Annotated in this window: 14 protein-coding genes and 1 CRISPR repeat array; of the genes, 4 read left to right on the forward strand and 10 right to left on the reverse strand. The window is 43.2% G+C overall.

Annotated features, from left to right (window positions below; genetic code table 11):
* Positions 1 to 120 precede the first annotated feature (120 nt).
* Positions 121 to 900 carry a class I SAM-dependent methyltransferase gene (locus J8Z24_RS20125; protein WP_252095734.1) on the forward strand — a complete coding sequence of 260 codons (780 nt, stop codon included), beginning with the start codon at positions 121 to 123 and terminating at the stop codon, positions 898 to 900.
* 386 nt (positions 901 to 1286) lie between these two features.
* Entirely contained in the window at positions 1287 to 3509 is a 2223-nt protein-coding gene (katG, locus tag J8Z24_RS20130; RefSeq protein WP_176033687.1) for a catalase/peroxidase HPI, read from the forward strand.
* Positions 3510 to 3634: 125 nt separating this feature from the next.
* Here the strand turns inward: katG and J8Z24_RS20135 are convergent, their stop codons facing one another.
* The 5 genes from J8Z24_RS20135 to J8Z24_RS20155 form a co-directional block, all read right to left on the reverse strand.
* Complete coding sequence (locus J8Z24_RS20135; RefSeq protein WP_252095735.1) at positions 3635 to 4075, reverse strand: hypothetical protein; 441 nt, start codon at positions 4073 to 4075, stop codon at positions 3635 to 3637.
* A gap of 355 nt (positions 4076 to 4430) precedes the next feature.
* Positions 4431 to 5649: direct repeats of the CRISPR family, unit length 32 nt; unit sequence GTTTCAATCCACGCGCCTGCGGGAGACGCGAC.
* A gap of 313 nt (positions 5650 to 5962) precedes the next feature.
* A complete protein-coding gene (locus J8Z24_RS20140) occupies positions 5963 to 6802 on the reverse strand; it encodes a lipase chaperone family protein (RefSeq protein WP_252095736.1) in 840 nt (279 codons plus the stop codon).
* The gene (locus J8Z24_RS20145) at positions 6799 to 7716 is read right to left on the reverse strand and encodes an esterase/lipase family protein (RefSeq protein ID WP_252095737.1); all 918 of its coding nucleotides are present in this window, start codon (positions 7714 to 7716) and stop codon (positions 6799 to 6801) included. The genes J8Z24_RS20140 and J8Z24_RS20145 overlap by 4 nt, the downstream gene beginning before the upstream one ends.
* A gap of 250 nt (positions 7717 to 7966) precedes the next feature.
* Complete coding sequence (locus J8Z24_RS20150; RefSeq protein ID WP_252095738.1) at positions 7967 to 8929, reverse strand: LNS2 domain-containing protein; 963 nt, start codon at positions 8927 to 8929, stop codon at positions 7967 to 7969.
* A gap of 229 nt (positions 8930 to 9158) precedes the next feature.
* Complete coding sequence (locus tag J8Z24_RS20155) at positions 9159 to 10187, reverse strand: NAD(P)H-dependent flavin oxidoreductase (RefSeq protein WP_176033683.1); 1029 nt, start codon at positions 10185 to 10187, stop codon at positions 9159 to 9161.
* A gap of 252 nt (positions 10188 to 10439) precedes the next feature.
* Between J8Z24_RS20155 and J8Z24_RS20160 the strand changes: the two genes are divergently transcribed.
* Complete coding sequence (locus J8Z24_RS20160) at positions 10440 to 10949, forward strand: hypothetical protein (protein WP_125252591.1); 510 nt, start codon at positions 10440 to 10442, stop codon at positions 10947 to 10949.
* A 112-nt stretch (positions 10950 to 11061) separates the two neighbouring features.
* Here the strand turns inward: J8Z24_RS20160 and J8Z24_RS20165 are convergent, their stop codons facing one another.
* The 4 genes from J8Z24_RS20165 to J8Z24_RS20180 all read right to left on the reverse strand — a co-directional run bounded on the left by J8Z24_RS20165 (position 11062) and on the right by J8Z24_RS20180 (position 13411).
* Positions 11062 to 11274: an EF-hand domain-containing protein gene (locus J8Z24_RS20165; RefSeq protein ID WP_176033682.1), complete on the reverse strand. Its 213-nt coding sequence runs from the start codon at positions 11272 to 11274 to the stop codon at positions 11062 to 11064.
* An 8-nt stretch (positions 11275 to 11282) separates the two neighbouring features.
* Positions 11283 to 11504, reverse strand: coding sequence for an EF-hand domain-containing protein (locus J8Z24_RS20170; RefSeq protein ID WP_125252589.1), 222 nt, complete (start codon positions 11502 to 11504; stop codon positions 11283 to 11285).
* A 47-nt stretch (positions 11505 to 11551) separates the two neighbouring features.
* Entirely contained in the window at positions 11552 to 11773 is a 222-nt protein-coding gene (locus tag J8Z24_RS20175) for an EF-hand domain-containing protein (RefSeq protein WP_128731904.1), read from the reverse strand.
* 711 nt (positions 11774 to 12484) lie between these two features.
* Positions 12485 to 13411, reverse strand: coding sequence for a hypothetical protein (locus J8Z24_RS20180; RefSeq protein ID WP_176033681.1), 927 nt, complete (start codon positions 13409 to 13411; stop codon positions 12485 to 12487).
* A 363-nt stretch (positions 13412 to 13774) separates the two neighbouring features.
* On the opposite strand from J8Z24_RS20180, the gene J8Z24_RS20185 reads away from it, so the two are divergent.
* Positions 13775 to 14590: a hypothetical protein gene (locus J8Z24_RS20185; protein WP_147389920.1), complete on the forward strand. Its 816-nt coding sequence runs from the start codon at positions 13775 to 13777 to the stop codon at positions 14588 to 14590.
* A 66-nt stretch (positions 14591 to 14656) separates the two neighbouring features.
* On the opposite strand, the gene J8Z24_RS20190 is transcribed toward J8Z24_RS20185, so the two are convergent.
* Positions 14657 to 15382 (reverse strand): YebC/PmpR family DNA-binding transcriptional regulator, encoded by a 726-nt coding sequence (locus J8Z24_RS20190; protein WP_125252585.1) that lies wholly within the window; start codon positions 15380 to 15382, stop codon positions 14657 to 14659.
* Between the last annotated feature and the right edge of the window lie 90 nt (positions 15383 to 15472).

The following is a 15472-nucleotide window of genomic DNA, read 5'->3' on the forward strand; positions in this document are numbered from 1 at the left end:
CTCAAATTTGCTTACGGTATGAATAGCACTCATTGAGTCCTTATCAGTATAATTGCGAGCGTATTAGCAGCAGTACGTAGTAATGTTTATTTAGAAATTAATTTTTTAAGGATGATCAATATGGATTACCTTTCTCTAAACAGAAAAGCTTGGGAAGAAAGAGCGATTGCGCACTTTGATTCGACGTTTTATGACGTAAATAGTTTTTTAGCGGGAAAATCTTCACTAAATACAATTGAATGTGAGTTATTGGGGAGTGTGTCTGAGCAAAGCATACTTCACTTGCAGTGTCATTTTGGCTTGGATTCACTTTCACTTGCTCGACTTGGTGCCAAAGTTACGGGCGTCGACTTCTCGCAAGAGGCCATTAGGCGCGCGAATACACTAGCACAGCAAACAAAGCTGGAGGCAACTTTTATTTGTCAGGACATTGAAAAGTTTGGCAGCACCAATACCGACAAATTTAATATTGTATTTGCATCCTATGGTACGATTTGTTGGCTGCACGACCTTTCATCGTGGGCCACCACGATAGCCAATGCCCTGAAACCGGGAGGTCAGTTTTGCTTTGTTGAATTTCACCCAAGTATTGATCTTAATATGGGCTACTCATACTTTGCAAAGCAGCAACCCGATGTAACAACAGAGGCTACTTACACCGAAAACCAACAAAGCGATACTCAAACCATCGCTACTTGGCCTCACTCAATCGGCGAGGTGCTCACTGCACTAATGCAAGCAGGCCTTACAATCACACACTTCGATGAACATCCTTTTAGTCCGTATAACTGTTTTGACGGGCTTGAGGCTGTGCCTGGACATGGTTTCCAGTTACTTCACAAAGGTCAGCAAGTCCCTTTACTATTTTCAGTCATGGCAAAAAAACATGCAAATGAGTAGTTTGCGTGTTTTAAGCTTTTTGTTCAGAAAAGTTACCAACCTTTAGACATTTGCTTGAATCGTCGTATTTGTCTTCACTTCGCTCAAATTCCATAACAATGCTTTTTTAAAAACTGTTTGATCCACCATCAAAACCCAACATTGAACATCAAAAAATTAACCTTTAGTTATCAAAAAAATATTGAAAGGTATTTTTATAAGTTTCTTATAATTTTGATCTAACTTAAGCGAAATTACAAATAAAAGGTAAAACACTGTTATTTAATAAAAAATAACGATTCATTTTTCCGAATGCTGTGATTTATTTTTCTGGATTTTCTCTTTTTGATTTGTGAACTAAAGTTTAACGCGAACGTTACGACCAATTTATTCAAAGGGGAGCACCCATGAACAAAAAATCAAGAACGATGTTATCAGCTGTTGCACTTGCAGTGACAACGACTTTATCTGCACCAAGTTTTGCAGCGATAAGCGAAGCAAAAACCAACCAATTTTGGTGGCCAGAACAATTAAACCTCAGCCCTCTAAGACAGCATAGTCCAGAATCAAATCCATACGGAGCAAACTTTGACTACGCAGCCGAATTTAGCAAGCTTGACCTAACACAGGTTAAACAGGATATTGAACGCACACTCACCGACTCACAAGATTGGTGGCCAGCCGATTGGGGGCATTATGGTCCATTTATGATCCGCATGGCTTGGCACAGCGCAGGAGTGTATCGTGTTCATGACGGTAGAGGCGGTGCAGCAGGTGGTCAGCAGCGTTTTGATCCTTTAAATAGTTGGCCAGACAATGCCAATCTAGACAAAGCAAGAAGACTATTATGGCCTATCAAGCAAAAGTATGGTCGTAGTCTGTCTTGGGCGGATCTTATGGTACTTGCAGGAAACGTAGCACTTGAGTCAATGGGCTTTAAAACCTTTGGCTTTGCTGGTGGTCGTCAAGATGACTGGGAGCCAGATCTCGTTTATTGGGGTCCTGAAGACGCTTTCTTAAAAGACGAGCGACGCGACAAAAAAGGCAAATTGAAAGGGCCGCTTGCCGCAGTTGAAATGGGACTGATTTATGTCAACCCTGAAGGTCCCCATGGTAAACCAGACCCACTCCTTGCAGCAAAAGATATTCGCATGTCATTTGGACGCATGGCAATGAACGACGAAGAAGTTGTTGCGCTTATCGCCGGTGGCCATACGTTTGGTAAAGCACATGGAGCCAAAAAACCGTCTGACTGTGTGGGTAAAGAACCCGCTGCAGCAGCAATAGAAGAGCAAGGCCTTGGATGGAAAAACAAGTGCGGAACCGGTAAAGGTGCAGATACAACAACCAGTGGTTTAGAAGGCGCTTGGACAGTAACCCCAACTCAGTGGTCAACAAACTACTTAGATAATCTGATGAACTTTAACTGGGTAATAACGAAAAGCCCAGCGGGAGCAACACAGTGGATCCCAGATAACAAGGCCGCAGCCAACTTAGTACCAGATGCACACATAAAAGGTAAGCGCCATGCACCTATTATGTTTACTACAGATATCGCGCTAAAAGAAGATCCTGAATATCGCAAAATTGTTGAACGTTTTCGCAAAGATCCAAAGCAATACGAAGAGGCCTTTGCAAAGGCTTGGTTTAAGCTAACACACCGAGATATGGGACCACGCGCCCGTTATATCGGCGCTGAAGTACCGAGTGAAGTACTTACATGGCAAGACCCAATTCCTCAAGCTGATCACCAGACAATTGACGATAAAGATATTAAGACGCTGAAGCAATCTATCCTCGACTCTGGCCTGACAACACAAGCGCTGATCAGAACCGCATGGTCAGCAGCATCAAGTCACCGTGTGACTGACATGCGAGGTGGTGCAAATGGCGGGCGTTTACGTCTTGAGCCACAGATCAGCTGGGAAATTAACAATCCAGAAGAGGTAAAAAAAGTACTGGCCAAGCTGGAAGACATTCAAACCAACTTCAATAAACGCGCAGGCAAAAAAGCAGTATCTATCGCGGATCTTATTGTATTAGGTGGTGCCGCTGCTATTGAAAAAGCAGCAAGTGATGCCGGACACAACATCAGTGTACCGTTCACCCCAGGTCGAACAGATGCCTCACAAGCACAAACTGATGTGCTCTCGTTTAGCTACTTAGAGCCAAAAGCCGACGCATTTCGTAACTACTACAGTAAGGATGCCTATATGTCACCAGCTGACATGTTGGTAGACAAAGCCAATATGCTAGATCTCTCCGTGCCAGAAATGACCGTGTTACTTGGAGGTCTACGTGCGTTAGATGCCAACTATCAAGGTGTTGATCACGGTGTATTTACCGACAAGCCAGGACAATTAAGTAACGACTTTTTTGTCAACCTGCTTGATATGTCAACCAAGTGGTCGAAAGTGGATGGTCAAGAGGGCTTATATGAAGGTCGTGACCGTAAAACTGGTGAAATCAAGTGGACGGCAACACCTGTGGATTTAATCTTTGGCTCAAACTCTGAACTTCGTGCAGTTACAGAAGTGTATGCCTCAGACGATGCCAAGCAGAAGTTTGTTGATGATTTTATCGCAGCTTGGGTAAAAGTCATGCAACTGGACCGCTTTGACCTAAAATAACCGCGCTCACTCAACAGGGTCTACACTAGACCCTGTTGTATCTAGCCTGAGGCTTTAGCCCTACTCTGGCAACAAGACCTGCGCCTGTCGGCAAAGCTAAGTTACACGCCAAGCGCTGACTCAAATTATTGCAACGCCAAATTGGTTCTAGGCAAAGAGGTAAAACACAGACGCGTTTGCATTTCACCTGTTACCAATTCAGTTTGTGTAATGTCCCAGCTATTATAGAGACGTAGCTGTTTATCCTGTTGCACATAATAAAACCCTAGCTGATCCAACCGCGAAGCCCACCTAAACGCTAAAGCCAGAACGCAACGGATAAAAACACTCAGCTCTCGGTATAACATGGGTTTATCACCGCCCCAAAGCAATTGATAAGGCCTATTGGCACGCTGTAAAGCCCCTTGCCAAAATCGTGAAAGCCGCTCATTCTTAGTTGCACTTTGTATCTCACCGCTAGGATTCCAGAGGCTGATAATCGCCCCTGAAGCTTCAAAGCGCAGTGGCCGTGTTGGTCTAAAATACACATCCAAGTATAGTTGCCATAAATCTGGTTCAATTCTCATTTGTTATACCAATTTGCTTAATTAAGTGGTCTATTTTGAGGCGAGAAAATCTTGTCGATAACACCGCTTCCGCGTCCTGCTCACGCCGAGGTACCTACGTCCTGTAGGCAAGGCAAAAATTTTGCTATTTAGTTGTTCTAAATGAGAAATTTTTAACGCTGTTAGCGTCAGATTTACTCCTTCAAATTTAGCAAGTATTAAGTCAAATTGGTATTACACCTTATCTTGATATGTGACTTAGGCAAAAAGTTTAAAGCTTTATTCCTTTATTATGCTAGCTCTCAAATGAAAATAACCTTATGCGCCTGCGGGAGGCGCGACTAGATAGCCCTTGATTAAAGTTACCAAGTCCGTCGTTTCAATCCACGCGCCTGCGGGAGGCGCGACGTCATTGAGGCGTGTTACATCGACATTAAGACAGGTTTCAATCCACGCGCCTGCGGGAGACGCGACTTCTTCTATGGAATTGGTTGGCTCTGTTGGATTAGGTTTCAATCCACGCGCCTTCGGGAGACGCGACCAACTGTAAGAATGAGCCAAAGCCACTTAGTACAGTTTCAATCCACGCGCCTGCGGGAGACGCGACACGCGAGCCCCTACTGGAGTTGTCATCACATCTGTTTCAATCCACGCGCCTGCGGGAGACGCGACAAAATTTTTAACTTACTAAAAATGAAGCGTGATGGTTTCAATCCACGCGCCTGCGGGAGACGCGACTTGCGACGCAAACCACATATTGTAAACCCGTTGGGTTTCAATCCACGCGCCTGCGGGAGACGCGACATTCATAACGGCTCTTGGATTTCGTTGTGCTGGGTTTCAATCCACGCGCCTGCGGGAGACGCGACATTCATAACGGCTCTTGGATTTCGTTGTGCTGGGTTTCAATCCACGCGCCTGCGGGAGACGCGACCACTAAAGTTGTGGTGGAATTTAACTACCGAGGTGTTTCAATCCACGCGCCTGCGGGAGACGCGACTTTACTTTTATTCGTATTCGATATCGTGCCACTGTTTCAATCCACGCGCCTGCGGGAGACGCGACAATCAAACAACTCAATTGGAGTAAGCATGTCAGAGTTTCAATCCACGCGCCTGCGGGAGACGCGACCCAGTAATTTATAATTTAAACGGTAACTAGGACGGTTTCAATCCACGCGCCTGCGGGAGACGCGACGCTTTAAGCGATAAGTATTTGTCAGACCAAAGCTGTTTCAATCCACGCGCCTGCGGGAGACGCGACTTTTCTCAGGAGTGATTTCTGCACCTAGCTTTAATGTTTCAATCCACGCGCCTGCGGGAGACGCGACGCATGCACATAACTAAAAAGATCATAGTCCTTCGGTTTCAATCCACGCGCCTGCGGGAGACGCGACTGTTCAAGTGCGTCCTTCAGTTTGAAGTAAGGCTGTTTCAATCCACGCGCCTGCGGGAGACGCGACAAATGTTCGTGACGGCAGTTACTCGAAGGTGATCGTTTCAATCCACGCGCCTGCGGGAGACGCGACCTTTAGCCATAGCTCAATGGTCTTATTGATATCCAGTTTCAATCCACGCGCCTGCGGGAGACGCGACTGCCTTGCTTTCAAGGCACAACAACCCTAGCACGGATTGCTGTTTTCCGCTAACTGTCAATTAAATGGGGTATAAGGCCCGTTTAACTGACGCAAAAAAGGAATTTTTCCATATTTTTAAATAACTTATAAAATCGCTAGATCCCTGGGGTTTTGATGAGTACGCTGCCCTAGCGATTTAATCGACTTCATATTTTATACCATACACTATGTAAAAAACTTAACCCCTGTCAATCGCGACTTATATACAGCAATAATTTGTCAGTACAGCTAACAACGCACGCTACAACACGCTTTGTGCCTATCAGCATGGATCATTTGGTCAATACAGCCACTCGCTTGCGTTCATTTTCAGTAAAACTCTTTATTAATAGGGCTTCAATCTGCTCTGTTGCCATTGGGGTATTACCATACTCGGCTAAAATGGTTTGTTTTTGGGCTTGAAACGTGTGCAGCTTTTGCTGCCAATCTAGGTCTTGCTGTGTTACTTCAAGCACACGCATCGCAACGTCATCACCAAAATCAGCACTTAATTCGTTGTAACTTCGTTGCTTGAGGTTAGCGTGTAAATCATGAAGCTGCGCCGTCGCACGAAACAAAGACTGCTCGGGCTTTGAAAGCTGACTGATATTTGCTTCTATAAGTTGCTGTTTTTGCGCATCGCTTAAGCGAGTGTCTGATAAAATCTGCCAACGGTTCACTGTTTGCCTATCCCATGCGTTATCCTCCTCAAACCACAGCACAATTAGCTCTTTGGTAAAAAAACGACGCTGTAAGGCGTGCAATTGCTCAAGCCGCTCTGACAAATTAAGCTGCTCATCCACTTGCCCTAATGCTTGTTTAAACTCCACATATCTACCAGCTATTTGATGAAGGCACTCAGGCAATAAACTTAGGTGATCAGCCCACTGCTCAACTTCTTGTAAATTCTGTAATGCAAAAAGCCAGTCATCGATTAGATATTTATCCTCTTTACTGAAAGGCTTGCACTCAGCACTCACAGATACCGAATTGATAGATTGTGGAGCCTTACTCTGTTCGTATTTAAGAGCAGGTGCAGTCACTAACTGGGAGAAATGACTTGACCGTTGCTGCTGAGTAAAAATCAGTAACATACTCAGAAATACGATAAGCAGCAGGCTCCACTTTTTCATAGTGCTAATGCCTTCAAGCGGCGGATATGTTGTCTATAAACTGTTAATGGATCAGTTTCAAACAGATGGTGAATGCCAATTGTTTGGTTTACCTGATCTAAGTGGTTCATTTTGAATTGGTTATTAATCACTTGGCCTAAATTACTAGAGCAAGCCGACACCAAACCATCGTTGGCTTCATCAAATACTTGTGAGAACAAGGCTAAAGCATTGTCGGCAGGGTCAAAAACATTCGTCCATGCTTTGCTGCCACTCCAAGAAAAATAATGTACGCCATTACTGGCTAGGCTTTGTGTTTCAGCGCAGTAGCTACTCGGCACACCTTCAGGATATTTTTGATTGAATGCCAAGGTTCCTGCTGTTGTTAAGGCGCTGAGTGCTTCTAGCGCGTCTTTTGGTGCGCCTGACTTACCTGACAGTAAATCAATTAGTCCTGCAAGCGCGTTAGCAAGGGAAGCTAAAAACTGCTCTGAGAATGAGCCACTATCAACGCCACCACGCACCACATCCGCAAATCGACTGCCCCAATTAACGCCACCGATACTGGTTACAGACGCTACCCACTCAGGTTTTACCGAGGCCACATAGCGGATAGTTTGTGCACCTTGGCTGTGGCCGATTAAATTAACTTTTTCTTGCCCTGTTAATGCTCTCACTATTGCGACTTGCGCCAACAACTGCTCGCCACGCAATTCTGAATTATGGGCAGAAGATACTTGTGCAACATATACCTGACCACCTTCTTCTTGAATAACTTGCGGGACGCGATAGAAATAATCTACACCCAGCAAATTATCAAAGCCAAACAACCCGTGCACTAATATCACCGGATATGTTAGCTGCTCTTCACTGTGCGCGGGGGATCCCACGATTGCCAATACCCCAAATAGGGCGCTAAGAATTAACCTTTTCATGTACTTGCTCCAATTGTTACAATTTAATAACAATACAACTGTAGAGGACAATGGTCAGAGGTCAAGCCAGAATGATGTGTTAAATGAAATTTTAATGAATCAAAGGTAAACAAATGTAAATATAAAAAGGGTGCAGAATGAGAAAATTAGCAACTGAATATCTACACTTTAAATTGTTGCTGCTGGTTTATTGCCTATCTGAAGCTTGGATAAGAAGCAAGCTGGCTCATCCAAGCTTCGGGATTAGCGTTTATTGACAATCTGCATTCGGATAGGTTGCCAAGCCATCAAGATGAACACGATAGCTATTTCCTGTAATCGGCGTTGTACCGTAATGCCCTGCATCAGCACCTATGGTAAAAGCCTGCGATGCTGGGATCCCTGCTTTAATAAAAGCTTCAGCGTCTGTTTTTGCATTACCGTAGGCGCGCACGACCTCTATACCTTGTGCTTCTAGGCGATTAATTTCAGCGGTTTTATACTCAGCCGTCTTGAATAAGCTGGTTTCGTTACTCAAGGAGGTGCGCAAAAACCCTTGCGGTAGGCCCATCCAATTTAACCAACCGCGTGTCCCTTTTGCATACCAATATACGCGCGCAGTCAAAAATACAGGTTGATAACCCAAATCTAAATAATGACGGACTAGATCGTATGCCCCGTCTTTTGGTGAGGCGTGATCTATTCCTGTATAGTCGCCGATTTGCTCCGCATCGGACTCTGTTAAGGTGCCATCAATATCAAACAACACAGCTTGAGTCCCAGGCTCTACCACGGTGACATAACCCTGCGCCCCAGTACCGTCAGCAGGCACCCCAGCGTATATACGATACTGTCCTGCAGGTAGCGCTGGCAAAGAAATAAAGGCCTTGCCATCGCCATTTGTCGTTTGCTCCCCAAGGTAATGCCAGTTCGAGTCTGACTCACTGCGATAGTAAAATTCCACAGCTTCAAACTCTAAATCTTTGTGGGTGATACTACCATAATCAAACTTTGCGGTGATCTGGGTCACGGTACCACTCGCTGTTACTTGATCATGCACCATATGGTAGCTCGGTAGCCAAGATAAATACTTATTAAAGTGATTAGAAAAACTGCGCTTTTCCATATTGGGGGCAGCATACTGTGTTTCTAGCTCACTGATGTTGGGACACTTTGGGGCTGCTAGTGAAGAAAATGAAGCGAATAACGCAACGGCTAAAATAGAATGTCTCATGCACGACTCCGTGTTTATTATTGTCGATAACAAATACATCACTTGAGGATCACTTTGCTATTCTCAAGTGATAAAGCGCAAGGCACGATAATCATCGCCCTGTCATAAAACGCTAGAGCATAAACTCGAAATGTGTCAAATATGTTAAATCAATATTAATCCAAAATATAAACCCTACGCTGCTAAATTAGCCTGTATCCAGAAAACTCTATCGCATTAGAAGCACGTATTACTTTCCATTCAAGATAGCGACCATTGCTTCGATACTGACTTCCTGACATCCTCGTCGGTTACTACCGCTCCAAAGCGGGCTAAAGTCACCTTTCCCTTGCTTTTCGGCTGCAACGCGTAAAGGTGTCAACGCAGCAGATGCGTATGGGAAGCTTGGTGTTTGCTCGTAGATAAAATCAAGTGCAAGCATTAGCCGATTCTCAATCCCACGAGCTGGTCGACCGGAAAATACATTTGTCACAGCAGAAGGCTCAGCTAATGATTTAAGTGCATGACGATGAACTTGCGTGGTGTCAGCTTCATCACAGAGTAAAAAACTAGTACCTACTTGTGTTCCACATGCACCAAGTTTTTGCATCATCAACACATCTTGATGTGAAGCAATGCCACCTGCGGCAATCACCGGAATAGGTAACTTCTCAACCAGCTGTGCTACCAATTGTTTTGTTTGCAATTGCTCATCAAGTTTAGCTTCAGTAAACGTTGCTCGGTGACCACCAGCTTCAATTCCTTGAGCGATCACAATGTCTGCACCATTTTTTGCCAACCAAATTCCCTCTTCGACTGTTGTTGCTGAAGATAAAATCGTCGCTCCCCAAGACTTTACCTTTGCCACCAGTTCTGGCTTTGGTAAACCAAAGTGAAAGCTGATAACTGGAGGTCTGTAAGGAGCAATCGCCTCAGCCATCTCCTCATCAAATGGCCTCCTAAGTACACCAACCTCATTGTCGGGTGTTAGGCCAAATTCAGCATAATATGGTGCTAGTTTTTGTAGCCACTTACTTTGCTGTTGCGTATCCAACTTGGGCATATCATGGCAAAAAAAATTAAGGTTGTACGGCTTGGATGTTTGTGCCCTAAAGTTTTTTATTTCACACACCACCTGCTCTGCGTTAAGCATGCCACATGGGATTGAGCCTAAAATTCCAGCCTTGCTTGCTGCGGCTGCTAAGCGCCAATTTTGCACGCCTGCCATTGGCGCTTGGATCATAGGAATTGAAATATTAAGTAATGTAGAAAGCTGCATTATAAAGTCCTTGTTTTTATCGTAGCGCTGATACGCTCATACACTATAAACACGCTCTGTGTGGGGCCAGCAACATAGTAAAACACAACCGTGTTCATTAGACACCTTTTTGCTCGTTGGCACTCGATTTTAACCTAACGCATACGTGCCTTCATCTCCTGCGTTTTTGGCATTGTAATCTAAAGTAATTTGCGTAGCGGCAGCCTTGAGTTACACTCTCGTAGATCTCACTGCGCAGTTTAAGGATGTACCATGCACGAGCATACACAACGTATCTGTGATTTTCTTAGCGAAATAAACTTACCCTACAAACTCCACTCAGTAGAAGCAGACACATTTTTACCTGGTTTAAAAACTGTCATGGGCACACTTTATATTGATACCGATAAACTCATGTACCCAGGTGATATACTTCATGAAAGCGGCCATATTGCAGTATGCGAGCCTATATATCGCAAGCAACTACATGAAGATGTGTATAAAAACGGACTAAAAAATGGCAGAGAAAAGCAAGCCATGCACGCTGAAGAAATGGCAGCAATTGCTTGGTCTGTGGCCGCAATCCAGCATATTGGATTGCCAATTGAAGTCGTACTACACCAAGATGGCTATAAGGGGGCATCCTCAAACTTAATTGATGCCTTTAAGAGCGGCGGTGGACTTGGCTATCCACTGCTCGACGCATGGGAAATGACATGCCCTAAAGCGGGTTTTCCTAAAATGAAAATATGGATCAGAGAGCGTCGCTGGATTAATGAGTAGGTTAACTAGTGGTTCACATGAGGTTTTGTTCTTTTTGTCATCACCAACTCAGCTAAACAGCTAGGTTAGTGATGACATAGTGCTCCACTCTTAGAGGCTAAAACCAATTATCTTAATTAAGTGGTATTAGTTCTTGTGGAGACAGCTTACCGTCTTCATTGCTGTCTAGTTTATCAAAAATAGCCACGAGTGAATCTGATAATGCGGCTTCGCTTTTTGAGATGAACCCATCTTGGTCTAGGTCAAAGTCGCTAAACTCGGCTGCCATGACAGCACTTGACCCTAGTGCCGTAATGGCCAAACAAAGAGTGATTAGTGGTTTCATGATCCCTCCTAACCTTTAAAATTAGAAAATTCAGACGCACTAAGCTGACCATTTTTGTCCGCATCCAACTTCTCAAATTGACCAAGTAGTGAGGAGGACATCGAAGCCTCTTGCTGACTTATTTGACCATCTTTATCTTTGTCTACATCTTGAAATGACAAGGTCGCCGCAAGTGCCATTGTGCTCACTAATACGCCAATCGTTGTTGCACATACTGTTCTAAGTTTCATCACTATTCTCCTTACCATGCTAAATTAATTTGGCTTACACTCTTTTATTAGCCTTTGAAGTCGTTAAATTCAGACTGGCTTAACTGCCCATCTTGATCCGCGTCAAGGTCTTTAAACTGCGCCATTAAATTTGGATTCGCTTTAGACTCACCTAAAGAAATATAGCCATCCCCATCGGCATCGTATTTATCAAAGTCTGCGCTGGCATGAGCTGCGACAGATGCAAAAGAAAGTACAAGAGTTGATAATGTGATTGCTAACGTTTTCATATTTGATTCCTCTAAAATAACTAAACTTGTTATGCCTGCTCCCCACCGTGCGTGTTGAAGCTTATACCAATTTGACTTAATACTTGCTCAATTTGAAGGAGTAAATCTGACGCTAACAGCGTTAAAAATTTCTCATTTAGAACAACTAAATATCAAAATTTTTGCCTAGTTATCGACAAGGTTTTCTCGCCTCAAAATAGACCACTTAATTAAGCAAATTGGTATTACTGTCGCTATGGCCATTCCAACTTTAGTGCCAAAATTAAAAAAGCAATATTTTTCAATATGTTAAATTTATTTATATGAGCGCATTCAGAGTCGATTCAGTAGCGTTGTTGCTATTTGGCAACACCAATCCAGAGAAGATAGAAAAAAGTTAAGTAATTCATAAAATTAAACTGTCGCATAAAAGCGACATAGTCAATAAGAGGTCTTTTAAAAGGAAAGTAAGTTTGCCGAAAAAACACCAAAACAATGGTTCTGTCACCATTGTAGCGAAAAAGCCATCGACATAATTTACAACATAGAAAAAAATAAGCTCATAAATATCAACTAGATATAAACACTCATGCTAATGTTAATCTATATTCGATAGATTTTTTGGTAGGAAATAAATACAAAAGGCAAATGTGTTGCTATTTGGCAACACATTTGCTTCATCGACGATACGTTGGATTAAGGCAGACAACGAATCAGTATCAATGCAGCGCTTTACCCATTAGATTGGCTTTTTAGCTCTTCCAGCATACGCTCGTCACCCATCAAGTTTTTCAAGATTGCTTTGACCTTTGGATCTGCTGCGTTTTCATAAAGAGACAACAAATCTTGCGCGATTTTCTTCTGCTGTTTAGGGTCTGAGCCGGACTGAAAATATTGTGACATCAGCCCTTCAGCAGCTAAGCTCTTTACGTAATCGTTCTGCTCTTGTTCAAGCATTTTCACAAACGATTGTGACAAACGCTCATCAACAATAGGAGTGCGTGACACTAGCTCTAATGCTTGTAATCTTAACTTTTCATCGTTCATGCTGTGCGTCATATTAAGAATGGATTCTACCGCTTGGTAATCATATTGCTCTAAGTCATTGCGGTTTAGCATAAACATATTCATTTGTAACTGACTCATTGCAGCTAACCGCTCTGCTGCTGGTAGACTGCTATTGAGGATTTTCTGTTTTAATTCGTTACTTACTTGGCTTGCATACTCAGGATCGGTTTTAATCCGCATTTCATAGTCTTCAGGTAAGTCTTCATAAAACCCATAAATTGGATTCTCTGCTTTCATTTCTGCTATTTTTTGCTGCTCACGCTTTTCTATTAGCGAAAACACCAAAGATTCAAATTCTTGAGGCGCTTGTTCAGACAACATTTCTGACTTTTCCATCGACAGCGCTTGTATACGCGACTCTAGCTTATCGATTCGGGTCAATAGCGCAGCAATATCTTGAGTTTGCTCGTTCGCTGTGCTTGCAAAGACATGGTATTGCGTTGCCTGCTCTGTAGATTGATAAGCGGGTGCAGGATAGACTTGAGTTGCAACAGGACTAGTCGCTAGCTTTGTTTGGATAACATTAAACCCAGAAAAAGCTAATGCAAGAACCGAACAAGAAAGCGCAATATTGAGTTTAAGATTTGACATGAGCAAGTTACCCTTTGAAAAAGTAGCAATGTAATACATCTGCAAGATAAATACTGTAAATGATTGTATTGTAAATTGATACAGCTTCGTCTAGTTAACCTAAACTTGGAGTAAGAAGTTATTTTTTAATACAAGGTACATTTGTGCGTCAATAGCTACTCTATTACAAACCAGTTTAACGCAGTAACAAGGGATAACAGCGGTTGGATAACAAGTTATTGTCCCAGACTCAGGTTATACCTATAGTTTAAATGAGGAGTGAGCTAACATATTGTTTTTTAAGTTTACCTTAATTTATACCAGAGCGCTTTAAAGCTGGCATAACGCCCCAGCACAGTCGATATAATGTAAAACGGAGTTTAATTGGAACCAATACTGGCTAAACAACACTATAAATTACATGTCCTAAGTTTGCTTGGCATCGCATTTATTATGGCTATCTTTGGTAATGGTGCACTGTGGCACAGTCACCAAGCGCTGCTACAGTGGTGGCTTCCAGCGGTGTCAGTGCTGCTGTTATTACACTTGGGATGGCGTATTAGGCAAGCTAGCTTGAGTGTTGGCACTACTGCGCTGTATTTGGACATCAAACTCTGTTGGGTCGCGCTGCTGTTATGTAGCGGTGGAGATCTCATCAATGTTAACCCCTTACAGATTTACCATCGCCAAGATACCGTAATAAAGCACGACTACCTCATTGACTCAATTTGGTTATTTGCATCAGGTTATGGTCTTTTGCTGTGGCTACTCGTTAGAATGCTCAAACGGGAGTTCTCGCTCACAATCACCCAAACTACGCTATTAATCGTCGTGGCAGCAGTGTTGTCTTCACTGAGTTATTACCAACTCTATTTACCTAATATAAGTTTATATTCATTGCTTTTAAGTGCTGGCTATAGCTTTTTGGTGGCGTTACTTGCGGTGTTTGGTGGCTGGTTAGCGGTTCAAAATTTACGTCTTGGCTTGCGACTAAATTATGCTGTTGCCCTTGGCTTTATTCTAGCCATGGTTGCTGATGCTATCATCGGACAATTTTGGCTCTTTGCTAATAATGGCGAAGGGTATTTCCCCATTGCCAGACATGTAAATTGGATTATTTATATTAGTTCTCAAGCACTATTGTTGTTATTTCCTATCGCCCTGATACGCACTCACACAATGAACCAACACTTACGCTAAGCTACCACCACATAAAAAGGCCGAACAATGTCGGCCTTCTATCTACTTTGAACGTAAGCGTAGATATTATCTTTTTATGATCGCATTGTGATAAACGTTTTGTACGTCATCGACATCTTCTAGCATATTGATTAGCTTTTCGAATGTTTCAATCGCTTCTGCATCATCTATTTCTACATGTGTTTGCGGCACCCAAGTGATTTCATCCACTTCAAATGTGATGCCTTCAAATGCTTCTGTTAATGCAGTTTTTGCTTTGAAGTACTCAGTATGTGGAGCAAAAACCGATACCTGACCGTCTTCTACTTCCACGTCAGTCACATCGACATCAGCCATCATTAGCGCTTCCAAAACTGACTCGTCATCATCACCTGCAAAGCCAAGGATTGCAAAGTGATCAAACATATGCGCAACACAACCTGGACTTCCTAGGTTTGAGCCAGTTTTGGTAAACGGTAAGCGTACATCTTTGATAGTACGATTCATGTTATCTGTTAGGCAGTCAACGATGATCATGCTGTTACCTGGGCCATATCCTTCGTAACGTGCTGGCGTGTAGTCTTCACCGGCACCACCGGCTGCCTTTTCAATTGCTTTGTCGATTACGTGCGCAGGAACTTGATCTTTTTTTGCTTTATCGATTAAACGACGTAACGACAAGTTAGTTTCAGGATCTGCGCCGCCATTTTTAGCAACAACGTAAATCTCTTTTCCGTATTTTGAGTTTACTTTTGTTTTTGCCGCCGCCGTTTTTGCCATGGCGTTTTTGCGGACTTCAAATGCTCTGCCCATCTTAATGCTCGTTTTGTAAAAATTGTCGAAGATTTTACCAAGACATTTGAGTTACGGCTATACCCAATTATCTGTGTAGGTAATTAGCGG

Origin of the sequence: Pseudoalteromonas sp. SCSIO 43201, from assembly GCF_023716725.1 — a bacterium.
Classification (GTDB): domain Bacteria; phylum Pseudomonadota; class Gammaproteobacteria; order Enterobacterales; family Alteromonadaceae; genus Pseudoalteromonas; species Pseudoalteromonas peptidolytica.

What these genes read in the sequence shown, in the direction of transcription:
- J8Z24_RS20155 (WP_176033683.1), bottom strand. Translation starts at nt 10,187, where the DNA reads ATGCAGCTTTCTACATTACTTAATATTTCAATTCCTATGATCCAAGCG.
- J8Z24_RS20165 (WP_176033682.1), bottom strand. Translation starts at nt 11,274, where the DNA reads ATGAAACCACTAATCACTCTTTGTTTGGCCATTACGGCACTAGGGTCA.
- J8Z24_RS20180 (WP_176033681.1), bottom strand. Translation starts at nt 13,411, where the DNA reads ATGTCAAATCTTAAACTCAATATTGCGCTTTCTTGTTCGGTTCTTGCA.
- J8Z24_RS20150 (WP_252095738.1), bottom strand. Translation starts at nt 8,929, where the DNA reads ATGAGACATTCTATTTTAGCCGTTGCGTTATTCGCTTCATTTTCTTCA.
- J8Z24_RS20135 (WP_252095735.1), bottom strand. Translation starts at nt 4,075, where the DNA reads ATGAGAATTGAACCAGATTTATGGCAACTATACTTGGATGTGTATTTT.
- J8Z24_RS20140 (WP_252095736.1), bottom strand. Translation starts at nt 6,802, where the DNA reads ATGAAAAAGTGGAGCCTGCTGCTTATCGTATTTCTGAGTATGTTACTG.
- J8Z24_RS20170 (WP_125252589.1), bottom strand. Translation starts at nt 11,504, where the DNA reads ATGAAACTTAGAACAGTATGTGCAACAACGATTGGCGTATTAGTGAGC.
- J8Z24_RS20175 (WP_128731904.1), bottom strand. Translation starts at nt 11,773, where the DNA reads ATGAAAACGTTAGCAATCACATTATCAACTCTTGTACTTTCTTTTGCA.
- J8Z24_RS20145 (WP_252095737.1), bottom strand. Translation starts at nt 7,716, where the DNA reads ATGAAAAGGTTAATTCTTAGCGCCCTATTTGGGGTATTGGCAATCGTG.
- katG (WP_176033687.1), top strand. Translation starts at nt 1,287, where the DNA reads ATGAACAAAAAATCAAGAACGATGTTATCAGCTGTTGCACTTGCAGTG.
- J8Z24_RS20160 (WP_125252591.1), top strand. Translation starts at nt 10,440, where the DNA reads ATGCACGAGCATACACAACGTATCTGTGATTTTCTTAGCGAAATAAAC.
- J8Z24_RS20125 (WP_252095734.1), top strand. Translation starts at nt 121, where the DNA reads ATGGATTACCTTTCTCTAAACAGAAAAGCTTGGGAAGAAAGAGCGATT.
- J8Z24_RS20190 (WP_125252585.1), bottom strand. Translation starts at nt 15,382, where the DNA reads ATGGGCAGAGCATTTGAAGTCCGCAAAAACGCCATGGCAAAAACGGCG.